At 67.1% G+C, this 15,418-nt stretch carries 12 protein-coding genes; 5 read left to right on the forward strand and 7 right to left on the reverse strand.

The window, feature by feature from the left end:
• The first annotated feature begins 16 nt into the window (after window positions 1-16).
• The 4 genes from radA (at window position 17) to V8U06_RS06010 (ending at window position 4,596) form a co-directional block, all read left to right on the forward strand.
• A complete protein-coding gene (gene radA / locus V8U06_RS05995; protein ID WP_427139889.1) occupies window positions 17-1,420 on the forward strand; it encodes a DNA repair protein RadA in 1,404 nt (467 codons plus the stop codon).
• Window positions 1,421-1,553: 133 nt separating this feature from the next.
• Window positions 1,554-2,165, forward strand: a complete 612-nt coding sequence (locus V8U06_RS06000; protein WP_427139890.1) for a CvpA family protein — start codon at window positions 1,554-1,556, stop codon at window positions 2,163-2,165.
• A gap of 185 nt (window positions 2,166-2,350) precedes the next feature.
• Entirely contained in the window at window positions 2,351-3,844 is a 1,494-nt protein-coding gene (purF, locus tag V8U06_RS06005) for an amidophosphoribosyltransferase (protein WP_427139891.1), read from the forward strand.
• 11 nt (window positions 3,845-3,855) lie between these two features.
• The gene (locus V8U06_RS06010) at window positions 3,856-4,596 is read left to right on the forward strand and encodes an SDR family NAD(P)-dependent oxidoreductase (protein ID WP_427139892.1); all 741 of its coding nucleotides are present in this window, start codon (window positions 3,856-3,858) and stop codon (window positions 4,594-4,596) included.
• Between the two features lie 445 nt (window positions 4,597-5,041).
• On the opposite strand, the gene V8U06_RS06015 is transcribed toward V8U06_RS06010, so the two are convergent.
• From V8U06_RS06015 to V8U06_RS06035, 5 genes are all read right to left on the reverse strand, one after another.
• Window positions 5,042-6,076, reverse strand: a complete 1,035-nt coding sequence (locus V8U06_RS06015; RefSeq protein ID WP_427139893.1) for an HlyD family secretion protein — start codon at window positions 6,074-6,076, stop codon at window positions 5,042-5,044.
• Window positions 6,077-6,081: 5 nt separating this feature from the next.
• Complete coding sequence (locus V8U06_RS06020; protein ID WP_427139894.1) at window positions 6,082-7,761, reverse strand: MFS transporter; 1,680 nt, start codon at window positions 7,759-7,761, stop codon at window positions 6,082-6,084.
• Entirely contained in the window at window positions 7,758-8,213 is a 456-nt protein-coding gene (locus tag V8U06_RS06025) for a MarR family winged helix-turn-helix transcriptional regulator (protein ID WP_427139895.1), read from the reverse strand. The genes V8U06_RS06020 and V8U06_RS06025 overlap by 4 nt, the downstream gene beginning before the upstream one ends.
• A gap of 235 nt (window positions 8,214-8,448) precedes the next feature.
• Window positions 8,449-9,303, reverse strand: coding sequence for a CDP-diacylglycerol--serine O-phosphatidyltransferase (gene pssA / locus V8U06_RS06030; RefSeq protein ID WP_226919772.1), 855 nt, complete (start codon window positions 9,301-9,303; stop codon window positions 8,449-8,451).
• 85 nt (window positions 9,304-9,388) lie between these two features.
• A complete protein-coding gene (locus V8U06_RS06035) occupies window positions 9,389-10,087 on the reverse strand; it encodes a phosphatidylserine decarboxylase (RefSeq protein ID WP_226919773.1) in 699 nt (232 codons plus the stop codon).
• 287 nt (window positions 10,088-10,374) lie between these two features.
• Here V8U06_RS06035 and V8U06_RS06040 point away from each other — a divergent pair, with 287 nt between their 5' ends.
• Window positions 10,375-11,022, forward strand: coding sequence for a VOC family protein (locus tag V8U06_RS06040; protein WP_427139896.1), 648 nt, complete (start codon window positions 10,375-10,377; stop codon window positions 11,020-11,022).
• Here the strand turns inward: V8U06_RS06040 and V8U06_RS06045 are convergent, their stop codons facing one another.
• A complete protein-coding gene (locus V8U06_RS06045) occupies window positions 11,023-12,918 on the reverse strand; it encodes an ABCB family ABC transporter ATP-binding protein/permease (RefSeq protein ID WP_427139897.1) in 1,896 nt (631 codons plus the stop codon). It abuts the gene before it with no gap.
• Window positions 12,919-13,079: 161 nt separating this feature from the next.
• Entirely contained in the window at window positions 13,080-15,386 is a 2,307-nt protein-coding gene (locus V8U06_RS06050) for a LysM peptidoglycan-binding domain-containing protein (RefSeq protein ID WP_427139898.1), read from the reverse strand.
• Window positions 15,387-15,418: the final 32 nt, after the last annotated feature.

The following is a 15,418-nucleotide window of genomic DNA, read 5'->3' on the forward strand; positions in this document are numbered from 1 at the left end:
CGGAAAGCGAGACATCATGGCGAAAGCCCGCACCCAATTCGTCTGCCAGAACTGCGGCACCGTGCATTCCCGCTGGGTCGGAAAATGCGACGGCTGCGGCGAGTGGAACACCATCGTGGAAGAAGACCCGATGGGCGGCATCGGCGCCGGCCCCGGCAAGGTGCCGAAGAAGGGCCGCCCCGTCGCGCTCACCACGCTGTCGGGCGAGACGGAGGAAGCCCCGCGCATCCACACCGGCATTGCCGAACTCGACCGCGCCACCGGCGGCGGCTTCGTGCGCGGTTCGGCGGTGCTGATCGGCGGCGATCCCGGCATCGGCAAGTCGACGCTCCTGATGCAGTCCGCCGCGGCCCTTGCCCGCCAGGGCCACCGCATCATCTATGTCTCGGGCGAAGAGGCGGTGGCGCAGGTGCGCCTGCGCGCCCAGCGCCTGCATGCGCACGAGACGGACGTGCTGCTGGCCGCCGAGACCAATGTCGAGGACATTCTCGCCACCATCGGCGAAGGCCGGCGGCCGGACCTCGTCATCATCGATTCGATCCAGACGCTGTGGAGCGACACGGCGGACGCCGCGCCCGGCACGGTGACGCAGGTGCGCACCGGCGTCCAGGCGATGATCCGCTTCGCCAAGCAGACCGGCGCGGCCATGGTGCTCGTCGGCCACGTCACCAAGGAAGGCCAGATCGCCGGCCCGCGCGTCGTCGAGCACATGGTCGACGCCGTGCTCTATTTCGAGGGCGACCGCGGCCACCATTACCGCATCCTGCGCACCGTCAAGAACCGCTTCGGCCCGACGGACGAGATCGGCGTCTTCGAAATGTCCGACCGGGGCCTGCGCGAAGTCTCCAACCCGTCCGAACTCTTCCTCGGCGAGCGCAATGCCAAGGCGCCGGGCGCCGCCGTCTTCGCCGGCATGGAAGGCACGCGGCCGGTGCTGGTCGAGGTGCAGGCGCTCGTCGCCCCCACCTCGCTCGGCACGCCGCGCCGGGCGGTGATCGGCTGGGATTCGGCGCGCCTGTCGATGATCCTGGCGGTGCTGGAAGCCCATTGCGGCGTCCGGCTCGGCCAGCACGACGTCTATCTCAATGTCGCGGGCGGCTATCGTATCTCGGAACCGGCCGCCGACCTTGCCGTCGCCTCCGCGCTCGTTTCCTCGCTTGCCGGTCTTGCCCTTCCGGCCGATTGCGTCTATTTCGGCGAAGTCAGCCTGTCGGGCGCCATTCGCCCGGTGGCGCACACCGCCCAGCGCCTCAAGGAGGCGGAAAAACTGGGATTTTCGCAGGCCGTGCTGCCCGCCGGTTCCGCCGACCTGCCCAAGGGCACCGGCAGCCGCTGGAGCGAGATCGACAGCCTGCCGGATCTGGTGGCGCGCATTGCCGGATCGAAGCGCGCCCTGAAGCGGGAGGACGAGGACGTCTGACGCCCTCCGGCACGCGGTAATGCCCTGTGGGAAACCCGTACCGAATTGAGACGGCGAAGAGACCTTTCGCTAATGTGCGCTCCGCACGGGGATGTGGGGCCCGGCGACATTTCGGGTTTGGAGTAGAACGAACATGCCCATCACAATTCTCGACGGTATCGTCATCGGCGTCGCACTGTTCTCCGCCGTACTGGCGATGGTGCGCGGCTTCTCGCGCGAAGTGCTGTCCGTCGCAAGCTGGGTGGGTGCCGCGGCAGCCGCCTATTTCCTCTATCCGGTGCTCCTTCCCTATGCGAAGGACTATACGACGAGCGACACGGTCGCCATGGTCGGCTCGGCCGGCGCCGTCTTCCTCGTCGCGCTCATCGTGATCTCCTTCATCACCATGCGCATCGCCGACTTCATCATCGATAGCCGCATCGGCGCGCTTGACCGCACGCTCGGCTTCCTGTTCGGCGCCGCCCGCGGCATCCTGCTCGTCGTCGTCGCCATGCTGTTCTTCAACTGGCTCGTCGCCCCGCAGCAGCAGCCGACCTGGGTGACCACCGCCAAGTCCAAGCCGCTGCTCGACAATCTCGGCTCGCGCCTCGTGGCGCTGCTGCCGGAAGACGCCGATGCGACGATCCTCGACCGCCTGCGCGGCAAGCCCACCGAGGGTGAAGGCGGCGCGGCGGAGGACCCGGACGGCACGGCAGGCGGCACCAACCAGACGCCCGCCGAAGAGACGCCCGCCACGAACGGATAAGTGATCAGGGGAGCCGCCGCTCGCGAGAATTGACGAAGGCAGGCTCCCCGATTTTTTGGTAGGATACGATATCAGCCACTGACGCTTCCGGGCCTCGGTGGCAAATGCTTTCGGCGATACCCATATGGGCGTGGCCGGAGGCGACGAAGACCCTGAACCCCGTGCCCGAGCAAAGGCCTGCAGCAATGAGCGATTTCCTGTTTCCCGGCCGCCACGACGACGATCTCGATGGCGATACGCTTCACGAAGAGTGCGGCGTCTTCGGCATTCTCGGCCATCCGGATGCCGCAACGCTGACGGCGCTGGGCCTGCACGCGCTCCAGCATCGCGGCCAGGAAGCGGCCGGCATCGTCTCCTTCGACGGCAAGCAGTTCCATACGGAAAAGCACATGGGCCTCGTCGGCGACCACTATACGAACCCGGTGACGCTGGCCAAGCTGCCGGGCGACATTGCGGTCGGCCACACGCGCTATTCCACGACCGGGGAAGTGGCGCTGCGCAACGTGCAGCCGCTCTTTGCCGAACTGGAAGTCGGCGGCATCGCCGTCGCCCATAACGGCAACTTCACCAACGGCCTGACGCTGCGCCGCCAGCTCATCGCCGGCGGGGCGATCTGTCAGTCGACCTCCGACACGGAAGTCGTCCTGCACCTCATCGCCCGCTCGCGCTACACCTCCACGACGGACCGCTTCATCGACGCCATCCGCCAGATGGAAGGCGGCTATTCGATGCTCGGCATCACCCGCACCAAGCTGATCGCCGCGCGCGATCCCACCGGCATCCGTCCGCTCGTCATGGGCGAACTCGACGGCAAGCCGATCTTCTGCTCGGAAACCTGCGCGCTCGACATCATCGGCGCGAAATATATCCGCGACGTGGAGAACGGCGAGATCATCGTCTGCGAGATACAGCCGGACGGCTCGATCAGCATCGAGGCCAAGAAGTCGGGCAATGCCCAGCCGGAACGCCTCTGCCTCTTCGAATATGTCTATTTCGCCCGTCCCGATTCCGTCGTCGGCGGCCGCAGCGTCTATGTGGCGCGCAAGAACATGGGCATGAACCTTGCCAAGGAGCATCCGGTCGAGGGCGACGTCGTCGTGCCGGTGCCGGACGGCGGCACGCCGGCCGCGCTCGGCTACGCCCAGGAGATCGGCATCCCGTTCGAATACGGCATCATCCGCAACCACTATGTCGGCCGCACCTTCATCGAGCCGACGCAGCAGATCCGCGCCTTCGGCGTCAAGCTGAAGCATTCGGCCAACCGCGCGATGATCGACGGCAAGCGCGTCATCCTCGTCGACGATTCGATCGTGCGCGGCACGACGTCGCTGAAGATCGTGCAGATGATCCGCGATGCCGGCGCCAAGGAAGTGCATATCCGCGTCGCAAGCCCGATGATCTTCTATCCGGACTTCTACGGCATCGACACGCCCGACCGCGACAAGCTGCTGGCCAACCAGTACAACGACGTCAAGGCGATGGCGAAATATATCGGCGCGGATTCGCTGGAGTTCCTGTCCATCGACGGCCTCTACCGCGCCGTCGGCGGCGAGGACCGCAACAATGCCCGCCCGCAATTTACCGACCATTACTTCACCGGCGACTATCCGACGCGCCTCCTTGACAAGGAAGGCGAGACGATGGGACGGAAGATTTCGGTAATGGCAAGCAACGGATAATTGAAGGCACCATGAGCATCGACCTGAAAGGCCGCCTCGCGCTGGTCACCGGCGCGTCGCGCGGTATCGGCTATTTCACCGCCCTTGAACTGGCGAAGGCCGGCGCGCATGTCGTCGCCTGCGCCCGCACCGTCGGGGGTCTGGAGGAACTGGACGATGCCATCAAGGGCCTCGGCGGCAGCGCGACGCTGGTTCCCTTCGACCTCACCGACATGGCGGCCATCGACAAGCTCGGCGGCTCGATCTTCGAACGCTGGGGCAAGCTCGACATCCTCGTCGCCAATGCCGGCGTGCTCGGCACGATCTCGCCGATCGGCCATGTCGAGGCGAAGGTCTTCGAAAAGGTCATGACCATCAACGTCACGGCGACCTGGCGTCTCATCCGCTCGGTCGAGCCGCTGCTGCTGCGCTCGGATGCCGGCCGCGCCGTCATCCTGTCGTCCAGCGCCGCGCACAAGTGCAAGCCCTTCTGGGGCCCCTACTCCGCCTCCAAGGCGGCCGTGGAAGCGCTCGCCCGCACCTGGGCGGGCGAGACCCAGCGCACGGCGCTGCGCATCACCTCGTTCGATCCCGGCGCCACCCGTACCGCCATGCGCGCGCAGGCCGTGCCCGGCGAAGACCCCTCGACCGTGCAGCACCCCTCGGAGGTGGCGAAAGCCATCCTGCCGCTGCTGGCGCCCGATTTCGCCGAGACCGGCAAGCTCTTCGACATGCGTCAGGGCCGCCTGCTGGACTACCGCCTGCCGGAGTGAGCACAACGGCTTTTGCCAGCTTCAAAGGGCGCGGGCGACCGCGCCTTTTTCTTTGGGCACGGCCCTCTCCTCCGTCATGCCGGACCTGATCCGGCATCCAGCCACCGCGCGTCCGCGCGGTGAGAGGACGCCTCGCATCCGCTGAAACGCGTCTCCTGCGCTCGCAGACGCGAGCGCGATGGACCCCGGATCAAGTCCGGGGTGACGGAGGAGAGGTTTGTGCGAGGGCCGGATGATGTGCCGGCTGCGCTGCTGGATGTCTGACGCGTTCAGCCCTTAGAAGAGATGGATGTCTGCTACGTCCTGCTGTGCTCTCGAAAGGCTTGCAGCAGGTTCAGCCCACACCTCCCTCGCCGCTCCCTCTCCTCCGTCATGCCGGACTTGATCCGGCATCCAGCCACCGCGCGTCCGCGCGGCGAGAGGACTCCCATCCGCTTGCGTGCGCCTATTCCACCACCGTCGTCACGACCACCGAAAGCCCCGGCGCCAGGTACTTGGCGAGGTCCTGTCCCTCGTCGATGGCGATGCGCACCGGAATGCGTTGGGCGATCTTGGTGAAGTTGCCGGTGGCGTTGTCGGGGCGGATGACGCTGAACTCGGAGCCGGCGGCGGGGGAGAAGCGCTCGACATGGCCCTTCAGCGTGGCGTGTTTGAAGGCGTCGACCGTCACCTCGACCTGCTGGCCCGGCTTGATATAGGCAAGCTGCGTTTCCTTGAAATTGGCGATGACCCAGGTGTCGTGCGGCACGACGGCCATGAGCTGCGTGCCGGCTGCGACATACTGGCCGAGCTTGACGCCGACCTCGCCGACGATGCCGTCACGCGGGGCCGTGATGGCGGTGTTGGCAAGATCGATCTTGGCGAGCTCCACCGACGCCTCCGCCCCGGCGACGGCGGCGCGCAGGGAATCGCGGCCGACGATGATGGTCTGGAGGTCCTGGCGGGAAACTTCGAGATTGGCTTCGGCCTGCGAGACGGAGGCTTCGGCCTGGTCGAGCGTCGTGCGGCTCTGCTCGCGGTCGCTCTGGGTCGCGATGCCCTTGTCGGAGAGTTCCTCGATGCGGTTCCAGCTTTCCTGCGCCCGCCGCTGCGCGGCCTTCGCGCTGGCAAGCGCCGCGTCGCTCGCGCCGATGCGCGCCTTGGCGGCGTTTTCCTGCTGCTCGGAATTGGCGAGCGCCGCCGTCTGGCTGGCGAGCGTGGCCTTGGCCTGCTCGACCTTCTGGCGGAAGATGCGGTCGTCGAGACGGGCGAGCACCTGGCCGGCCTTGACGGTCTCGTAGTCCTTCACCGCGACGTCGGTGACATAACCGGCGAGCTGCGGGCTGATCAGCGTCACGTAGCCGCGCACATAGGCATTGTCGGTCGTCTGCACGTCGCTGGCGAAGGGCGGAAGCTGCCAGGCATAGGCGACGACGCCGATGCCGGCGAGGCCGAGCACGACGGCAAGCGCGGTGGCGGTGTTGCGGATGTAGTTCTTCATGTCGGTCAACCTTCAACGGCCGGCTGCGCCTTGGCGCCGGCCTCTCTGATACGAACGTAAAGCAGGTGGATGGCGAGCGCCGCGGCGGCGGCCACCGCCAGCAGCGCGATGACGAGAAACGCGTCGTTATGGGCGAGCACATTGGCCTCGCGTGTCACCTGCTGGCCGAGCAGTGCGACGCCCTCCGCCTTCAGCACGGCGGGGTCGGTGATCGTGCGGCCATAGGCGGCGGACAGTTGCGCGATGCGGGTGGCAACCAGCGGATCGGCCAGCGTCATCGCCTCGGCGAGAATGTTCGAATGGAACTTTTCCCGCAGCGTGATGAACGAGCCGAACAGCGCCGAGCCGGCAAGACCCCCGAGGCTCTGCGTCACCAGGAAGACGACGATGAAGCTGAGGATATATTGCGGCCCCTTGCGCAGCGCCATGGTGAAGCCCGAGGCGATGGCCGGCGGCATGAACAGGCTGCCGCCGGCGGCGATCATCGCCTGGCTGAGATACATGTCGTGCGGGCGCGTGAGGTTCGTCGCCCGGCTGTCGAGAAAGGCGCCGGCGGCGATCAGCATCAGCGCGACCATGTGGATGCCCGGCTCCCGGCCCGGCTTCATGATGGCGGCGCAGAAGAGGCCGCCCACGGCGGTCGCCAGCGTCACCACGCCGTAAAGGCCGGTGAGCTGGTCGTTCTGCAGCCCCGTCACCTGGAAGAAATTGCCGGCGACGGCGGTCTGCTCGGCCAGCATCAGGCGGAAGAGCACGAGCACGGCGGCAAAATGCAGGACCTCGCGGCTGACGAGCCAGCGCAGGTCGATCAGCGGCTTTTCGCGGTTCAGTTCCAGCACGGCGGCAACGGTCAGCGCGCCGATCATCACGACCAGCAATTCGCCGATCCACTGCGCCTCCATCCACCAGTAGGTCCGCCCGGTGACGAGGATGACCGCGCCCGAACCGAAACCGATGGCGATGAAGAGATAGCTGACGATATCCAGCTTCTCGATGACCTTGGCGCGCGGAATGGGCGTCAGCGGCAGAAGATAGATCGCCGCGAAGGACAGCATGGCGAGCGCGACTTCCAGATGCAGCAGCGCGCGCACGCCGCCGAGATTGATGAGGGCGGGCGAGATGAGCCGCGTCAGCGGCGCGGCAAGGCCGATATTGGTCAGCGCCAGCGAGATGCCGACCGTCAGCTTGCGGGCGGGCGAGAAGGCCTCCAGCATGTAGAGGAAGCCGAGCGAGGAGAGCGGCGCGGCGGCGATGCCGGCGAAGAAGCGCAGCACGATGGCCGAATGCAGGTCGGTGATGAAGATATGCGCCACGGAGACGACGAGGAAGACGGCGATGCCGAGCTCGGCGAAATGGCGCAGACCATACTGGTTGCGGATCTTGATCAGCGCCAGCGACAGCGAGGCATTGGGCGCCATATAGGCGGCCATCAGCCAGACGGCTTCGGCGCTGGTGGCGCCGAACGGCCCCTGGAGCTGGGGAATATTGGCTGCGACGAGGTTCATGCCGAAGCCCTGCGTCAGGGCGAGCAAAGTGGAGGCGGCGATACAGGCGGCGGCGCGGGAAGGTGCGACGGGCGGCGGAGGCGGCGGGGCGGCCGGCGATGGCGCGGCCGGCTGTTCCGCCGGCAGCTCTGCCGGCTCGTCCTCCGCCGCGCGGGAGCCGGTGGCGGGGACCGTGCTCATGCGTCGACGCTTTCCCGACAGCTCTGGGCGATATTGTCGGCCATGGCGCCGAAGACCTTGACGGTGGTCGCCATGTCGCCGGCGGAAATGCTCTTCAGCACATCGGCGCGCAGCGACCGGGCCAGATCCAGCACTTCCTCGGCGACCTTCGCGCCATAGGCGGTCATGACGATCTGCTTGGCGCGGCGGTCGCCTTCCACGGACTGGCGCTCGATGAAGCCCTGCTTCTCCATGCCGTCGAGCAGGCGCACCAGCGTCGGCGTCTCGATGTCGAGTTCGTCGGCGAGTTCCCGCTGGTTGAGCTGCGCCCCGCGGCCGAGGATCAGCAGGGCGCGGGCGCGCGGCAGCGTCAGCCCCCTCTCCTTCACGCGGGCATCGAACAGGGCGCGCATCTTGCGCTGGACACGGGAGAGGTCGTCGAGAATACGCTCGCGCGGATCGGTCATGGTCATGTTGCTAGCCCGGGTATAATTAGCTTACTATCTATTTGCTCGCTAGTTAGTCGACCTGCAACAAAAAATCAAGCCCCGTCCACGGTCGTGAACGGGGCTTTTGGAAAGCTCACGCGGATGTGATGGCGATCGACCTGGAGCATGTCAGGTTCGGATCGAACCAGACATGCTCCAAATTCTTTTGTTTTCGTTTGTCTTTTCGGGAAAACCGGTTCCCACTTTTCCCTGACAAACTCTAGTGACCGTCGGTTTCCTCGGGAAACTCGCTCGCGCCGTGCGTCGCCGGCGCGGTCCAGCCGCCATATTTGCGCTGCCAGGAGCGCGCGCCGAACGGCAGGGTCGCGAGATAGGCAACGACCGTCACCACCATGGTTTCCCAGGTGAAGCTCATCAGCGTCGCGACATAGATGACGACGAGCAGGATGAACGGCAGCACGAGGTCGCGGCGGATGCGGCTGCCCTCCGACTTGCCGGACCAGACCGGCAGGCGGCTGACGAGCAGGAAGCCGATCACCATCGTATAGCCGGCGGCCAGATACGCGAAGAGCGGGCTCGGCGCGATGCCGAGGAAGCCGAGATAGACCGGCAGCAGCACCAGCATGGCGCCGGCCGGCGCCGGCACGCCGACGAAATATTCCGACTGCCACTTTGCCTTGGTCTCGCGCTCGGCCATGACGTTGAAGCGCGCAAGGCGCAGGCCCGCGGCGATGGCGTAGATCAGCGCGGCGATCCAGCCGAAGGAGCGCGCCTGGTCGAGGATGAAGACATAGAGCACAAGCGCCGGCGCGACGCCGAAATTGACGATGTCGGCCAGGGAATCCATCTGGCCGCCGAACTTCGACGTCGCCTTGAGCAGGCGGGCGATGCGCCCGTCGATGCCGTCGAGGAAGGCGGCGAGCAGCACCATGCCGACGGCCAGCTCATAGCGGTTCTCGAAGGCAAGGCGGATGCCCGTCAGGCCCGCGCAGATGGCGAGGACCGTGATGATATTCGGGATCATGATGCGCAGCGGTATTTCGCGCAGGCGCGGGCCGCGAGCCTCGTCGTCGTTCGAGCCATTCGGCTCTTCGTTTGAAAACGGCGTGTCCATCTCTTTTCGCTTCGTTCTCTTTCGTCTGCGGCGGCGGTCCCATGTTAGATATGCCGCCGCTGCGAATGGTCAATCGCCGGGGCGATCAACCGCGGCGGCTGACGACCGGTCCCTTGGCCGAGCCGAACTCCGCCAGCACCGTTTCGCCGGCAATGGCCGTCTGGCCGAGGCTGACGCGCGGCTGGGCGCCTTCCGGCAGGAACACGTCGAGGCGCGAGCCGAAGCGGATGAGGCCGAAGCGCTCGCCGGCTTCCAGGCTGTCGTTCAGGGCGGTCCAGCACAGGATGCGGCGCGCGACGAGGCCGGCGATCTGCACGACGCCGATCCGGCCATGGGCGCTGTCGATGACGAGGCCGTTGCGCTCGTTCTCCTGGCTCGCCTTGTCGAGATCGGCATTGAGGAACTTGCCGGCGCGATAGGCGACGCGCGAGACGCGGCCGCGCATCGGCGCGCGGTTCACATGGCAGTTGAAGACGTTCATGAAGACCGAGATGCGCAGCATCGGCTGGTCGCCGAGCTCGAGTTCGGCCGGCGGCGTCACCAGGGCGATGGCCGAAACGCGGCCGTCCGCCGGGCTGATGACGAGATCGTCGTCCTGCGGCGTCAGGCGCTCGGGATCGCGGAAGAAATAGGCGCACCAGGCGGTCAGCACGAAGCCGATCCACATCAGCGGCGTCCACAGGAGGCCGAGGAGCAGCGAGACGACGAAAAAGATCGCCACGAACTTCCAGCCTTCCCGATGGATCGGCACCAGGGTGCTGCGTACCGTATCGACCAAACTCATCTTCCGACATCTCCTGATGATTTCACGCCATGGACCTAGCGTGAAATGCCCGCCGGGGCAATGCGGCGCGGCGATTAGCCCCCAGGACCGCAGAGGGGCGGTATCGTGGCGGCGGCGTCGTGGATAGCAATGAGGCAGGGCTCCGCGGGGTTCCGCCGCTGGGTGCCGGCAGGGCATCGTCTTGACACCGCCCACCGCCGCGCGCAGACTTTCACCGTTGCTGTAGGGCGCATCGGCACGGGCCGAAGGGGCAATGCCCACCTACGACCGAAACCCTCATAGCGCCCATGCCGAATCTCGAAAACCTCAGGAAGCAGGCCAAGCAATATCTGCGCTGGCACCGCGAACGGCACCATCCGGTGGCGGCGGTCCTGCGCGCGGCCCTGCCCCGTTTCAAGGATCAGACGGACCGCGCGATCCTCGATGCCCCGTTCACGCTCGGCGATGCGCAGACGCTCGTCGCCCGGCAGAACGGCTTTTCCGATTGGCAGGCGCTCGTCTCAGGAGCAGCAGGCATGACCCCTTCCCCCGAAAGAACGACGACCGGCCCCGTGCTCGGCGGCGCGGAGCCGGTGCTCTACGTCACCGACTTTGCCGCGTCCCTTGCCTTCTTCACGCAAAGCCTCGGCTTTGCGGTGGATTTCACCTATGGCGAACCGCCCTACTATGGCGTCGTTGCACGCGACAGCGCCCGGCTCTGCCTCAGGCTGGTGAACGAGCCCGTCTTCGTCGGCGATGTCAGGGCGCGCGCGGAACTGCTTTCGGCCGCGATCCCCCTTGAGAGCGCGGCCGCCATCAAGCAGCTCTTCCTCGATTATCAGGCGGCCGGCGTTTCCTTCCACCTGCCGCTGAAGACCCAGCCCTGGGGCGCGCGGAACTTCATCCTCCGCGACCCGGACGGCAACCTGATCCTCTTCGCCGCCCCGGCCGAATGATCACTCCGCCGCCGGCGCGCCGCGCGTGACGATGCCGAGATCGTCGCTCTCGCGCACCTGCTTCAGCCGTTCCTCGGCCTGCACGGCCTCGCGCTGGCGGTTCCACATGGAGGCGTAGAGACCGTCGTCGCGCTGCATGAGTTCGCCATGCGTGCCGCGTTCGGCGATCCCGCCGTCCTTCAGCACGATGATCTCGTCGGCGGAAATGACGGTGGAGAGGCGATGGGCGATGACGAGCGTGGTGCGGTTCTTCGAGACCACGTCGAGCGCGGCCTGGATTTCCTGCTCCGTGCGGGTGTCGAGCGCCGAGGTCGCCTCGTCGAGGATGAGGATCGGCGGGCTCTTCAGGATGGTGCGGGCGATGGCGACGCGCTGCTTCTCGCCGCCCGACAGCTTCAGGCCGCGTTCGCCCACCATCGCCTTGAAGCCTTCCGGCAACTGGTGGATGAAGGGGCCGATCTGCGCGGCCTCGGCGGCGGCGGAAACCTCCGCGTCGCTCGCGCCGGGCCGGCCGTAGCGGATGTTGTAGGCGATGGTGTCGTTGAAGAGCACGGTGTCCTGCGGCACCATGCCGATCACCTGGCGCAGGCTCTTCTGCGTGACGTCGCGCACGTCCTGCCCGTCGACGGTGATCGCGCCCTCCTGCACGTCGTAGAACCGGTAGAGCAGGCGCGAGAGCGTCGACTTGCCCGCCCCCGAGGGGCCGACGACGGCGACGGTCTTGCCGGCCGGCACATCGAAGGAAATGCCCTTGAGGATCGGCCGCGCCGGGTCATAGGCGAAATGCACGTCCTTGAAGGAGATCGCGCCGTCGGCGACCACGAGGTCCCTGGCGCCGGGCTTGTCCTGCACTTCCTGCTCCACTTCGAGCAGGTCGAACATCTGCTCGATATCCGTCAGGCCCTGGCGGATTTCGCGGTAGACGAAACCGATGAAGTTGAGCGGGATGGCGAGCTGGATCAGCATCGCATTGATGAAGACGAAGTCGCCGACCGTCTGCTCGCCGCGCTGCACGGCCAGCGCCGACATCGCCATCATGATCGCCATGCCGACGCCGAAGATCAGCGCCTGGCCGAAGTTCAGCCAGCCGAGCGAGGTCCAGACCTGGGTGGCGGCCTTTTCGTAACGCTCCATGGACTGGTCGAAGCGCCTTGCCTCCATCTCCTCGTTGCCGAAATACTTGACGGTCTCGAAGTTGAGCAGCGAGTCGATGGCCTTGGTGTTGGCCTCCGTGTCGCTGTCGTTCATCGAGCGGCGGATGGAAATGCGCCAGTCGCTCGCCCGGACCGTGAACCAGATGTAGAGCCAGACGGTGGCGGCGGTGACGAGCAGATATTGCAGCCCGTAGCCCTGCCAGAAGACGGCGGCGGTCAAGAGGAATTCGATGAAGGTCGGCACGGAGTTGAGGATCGTGAAGCGCACGATGGTCTCGATGCCCTTGGTGCCGCGCTCGATGACGCGCGACAGGCCGCCGGTGCGCCGCTCCAGATGGAAGCGCAGCGACAGGCGGTGCAGGTGCACGAAGGTGCGGTAGGCGAGCTGGCGCACGGCATATTGGCCGACGCTGGCAAAGAGCGCGTCGCGCAGCTGGTTGAGGCCGGCCTGCAGGATGCGCGCGCCGTTATAGGCCAGCACCAGCATGACGGCGCCGAGCAGGAAGGTCGGCAGCAGGCCGACGGCATCGGGCTTGTCGTTCAGCGCATCGGTCGCCCATTTGAAGAAATAGGGCACCAGCAGCAGCACGATCTTCGAGGCCAGCAGGAAGAGCGAGGCCCAGACGACGCGCATCTTCAGGTCCGGCCGGTCGGAGGGCCACATATAGGGCCAGAGATTGACCAGCGTATGGAGGAGTTTGCCGCTGTCGGCCGAAACCGTCTTCTTCGTCGTCGTTGCCACGATGGTCTCCGCCGGGCGAGCGCCCGGCCTCATGTCTGGTTCATGCGCGCTCGCGCGTCACCGGATCGCCTGAATGAAAATACGGCGCCCGGTGGGGCGCCGCTTCGCGGAGATAGGATTTTGCCGGCCGTTTCGCAACGGCCGGCAGGAAATAACAGCCGTCAATTTCCACGCACATGCTTGCGGTGCATCTGTTCCGCCTCGGCATCGCTCTCCGAGGTCTTGTCCGGCACGCCGAAGACCTGGCCAGGAATGATGCGGTCCGGATCGTTGATCTGGTCCTCGTTGGCGAGGTAGATCGTCGTGTAGCGCACGCCCTTGCCGTAGATGCGGCGGGAGATCTGCCACAGCGTGTCGCCGCGGCGGATGATGACCGAGGTCTTGCTCGCCTGGAGCGGCGCCTGCTCGACCGTTTCCGGCTCCTCGGCCACGGCCTCGCCTGATGTCGCGGCGGAACCGGAAGCGGCGGTGCCGCCCTCGCCCGTCGTCGCGGCCTGCCCGTTGCCTTCGCTCGCGGCGTTCTGCGTCGTCGTGCCTTCGTTTGCCGTGTTTTCGCTTGTCGCCGAACCGGCGGTCGCCACGGCACTGGCCGCCGCGCTCAGCGAGGGCATGCCCTCGAGCGCGACGAGCGCCTGCTGGTAGGCTTCCTTGCCGGCGCCCGCGGGCACGGCGGCAAGGCGCGCGAGCGCGGTGGACGCCCAGCCCTTCAGCTTCTCGATGGCGGCGGAGACATCCGCGGCCGTATCGGCCGGGGCGGCAAAGCCGGCAATGCCCTTCAGCACGCCTTCGAGCGCGGTGCGCGCGGTCTGGATTTCCGCCGTCGTCGCGTTGCGGCCGTCGGAGAACAGGCCGACGAACTGCTGCTGGAGCGCGGTCGCCTGCGCGGCCAGCCCCTCGATGGAGGTGTCGGCGGCGGCGGTGACGTTGCTGGCAACGGCTTCCGCCTTCTCGATGGCCGGCGCGAGCGCGTCGGCGACGGCGGTCTCGATGGAGCCGAGCGCTTCGCCCACGGCGCCGGCATCGGCCGGCAGCGCGTGCAGGCGGGCAAGCGCCGAGGCGGCAGCGGCCGAAGCCTTGGCCGCCATGGCGCGGGCCGCCTCGCCCTCTTCTTCGCCGGGCTTGAACTCGGCCAGCGATTTCAGCGCGATTTCCGTCGCGGACCGGGCCGCGGCCAGTTCCTCGACGCTCGGCAGGCGGCCGTTCGCATAGAGGCCCTTCAGCAGCGCGATCGCCTTGTCGGCCTCGCCGCGCAGCTTGTCGAAGGTGCCGCCGCCGATGAGGCCGAGCGCCGGGCCGGTATCGGCCGTGGCATTGTCCTGCGCCACCACGGCGACCTGCTCGCCTTCCGGCCGGTCGAAGGGCACCGAAGCGCGCAGATCGACCTTGCTGCCGTCAGGGCTCATGACGTCGGCGCGCACCGTATGGCGGCCGACGGAGAGGTCGATGGTGCCGTCGGCGACGTAGCGGCCCTGGTCGTCCGCCTTCGCCTCGCCCACCAGCGTGTCGTCGGCATAGATGCGCACCAGCGCGCCGGGCTTGGCCGTGCCGGCGATGAACATGCGCTTGCCTTCGAGTTCGACGGCGGACACGCGGACCTGCGCCGTGCCGGCGTCGCCCGCAACGGCAGCCGCCTCGGTGGTCGTCCTGGCGGCGGCGTCCGCCGTTTCGGCAGTCTTCGTCTCGGTCGTGGCGGAGGCCGTCTCGGTGGTCGCGGAGGCCGTTTCGCCGGCCGGCTGGTCGACGGATTTCTGCGCGGTTTCAACCGCGGCGCCCGCCGCCTTCGCGGCCGTTTCCGGAACGGTGATCAGGCGGCTCGCCTCGCCCGGCTTGGACACCATGGCGAGCAGTTCGCCGGTGCCATCCTTCGGCACGGAGACGGTCGCGACCTCTTCGGAGGTCTTCGAGGCGCCCTTGTCGTCCCTCGTCGCAAGCGTCAGCTGATAGTCGCCGGCCGCCAGCGGCTGGTCGAACACGGCGGCGAAATCGCCTTCCGGGCCGATATCGGCGGTCGCGACGACCGTCTCGCCGTTCTTGATCTCAAGCTTGGTGTTCGGCTGGCCGCGGCCGGCAATGACCGTGGAACCGTCCGGCTCGACGCGGAGAAGATCGAAGGCGGGCGTCACCCAGCCGGCGGCCGGATCGGTCGCGGCCTTCGCCGTTTCCCCGGCGGTCTGCTGCGCGGCATCGGCGGACGCCTGCTGCGTGGCGGCGGCCTCGCCTTCGGCGGCGGGCTTTTCGCCCTCAGCGGTCGCCTCGCCGGGCGTCGCTTCGCCGGGCGTCGCGCGGGCCTGCTTGCCGTCGGCCGTCGTGGTCTCGCCACCGCCTTCGGCCGGCTTGTCGAGCAGCGCCGTCGCCGGCGTTTGCTCCGGCTTGTCCTTGTTCATGCCGGGCAACACGAAGAAAACCATGAGCAGCGTCGCCACCGCCAGCACGATCAGAGCCACAAGGCCGGTCTTGTTCTTCATCATCGAATCTCTCTTTGCCCCGGTTTCCCGGGAAA

It is taken from the genome of Shinella sp. G-2, assembly GCF_050172695.1.
In the GTDB taxonomy this organism is placed as follows: Bacteria; Pseudomonadota; Alphaproteobacteria; order Rhizobiales; family Rhizobiaceae; genus Shinella.

What these genes read in the sequence shown, in the direction of transcription:
- radA (WP_427139889.1), top strand. Translation starts at nt 17, where the DNA reads ATGGCGAAAGCCCGCACCCAATTCGTCTGCCAGAACTGCGGCACCGTG.
- V8U06_RS06000 (WP_427139890.1), top strand. Translation starts at nt 1,554, where the DNA reads ATGCCCATCACAATTCTCGACGGTATCGTCATCGGCGTCGCACTGTTC.
- purF (WP_427139891.1), top strand. Translation starts at nt 2,351, where the DNA reads ATGAGCGATTTCCTGTTTCCCGGCCGCCACGACGACGATCTCGATGGC.
- V8U06_RS06010 (WP_427139892.1), top strand. Translation starts at nt 3,856, where the DNA reads ATGAGCATCGACCTGAAAGGCCGCCTCGCGCTGGTCACCGGCGCGTCG.
- V8U06_RS06015 (WP_427139893.1), bottom strand. Translation starts at nt 6,076, where the DNA reads ATGAAGAACTACATCCGCAACACCGCCACCGCGCTTGCCGTCGTGCTC.
- V8U06_RS06020 (WP_427139894.1), bottom strand. Translation starts at nt 7,761, where the DNA reads ATGAGCACGGTCCCCGCCACCGGCTCCCGCGCGGCGGAGGACGAGCCG.
- V8U06_RS06025 (WP_427139895.1), bottom strand. Translation starts at nt 8,213, where the DNA reads ATGACCATGACCGATCCGCGCGAGCGTATTCTCGACGACCTCTCCCGT.
- pssA (WP_226919772.1), bottom strand. Translation starts at nt 9,303, where the DNA reads ATGGACACGCCGTTTTCAAACGAAGAGCCGAATGGCTCGAACGACGAC.
- V8U06_RS06035 (WP_226919773.1), bottom strand. Translation starts at nt 10,087, where the DNA reads ATGAGTTTGGTCGATACGGTACGCAGCACCCTGGTGCCGATCCATCGG.
- V8U06_RS06040 (WP_427139896.1), top strand. Translation starts at nt 10,375, where the DNA reads ATGCCGAATCTCGAAAACCTCAGGAAGCAGGCCAAGCAATATCTGCGC.
- V8U06_RS06050 (WP_427139898.1), bottom strand. Translation starts at nt 15,386, where the DNA reads ATGATGAAGAACAAGACCGGCCTTGTGGCTCTGATCGTGCTGGCGGTG.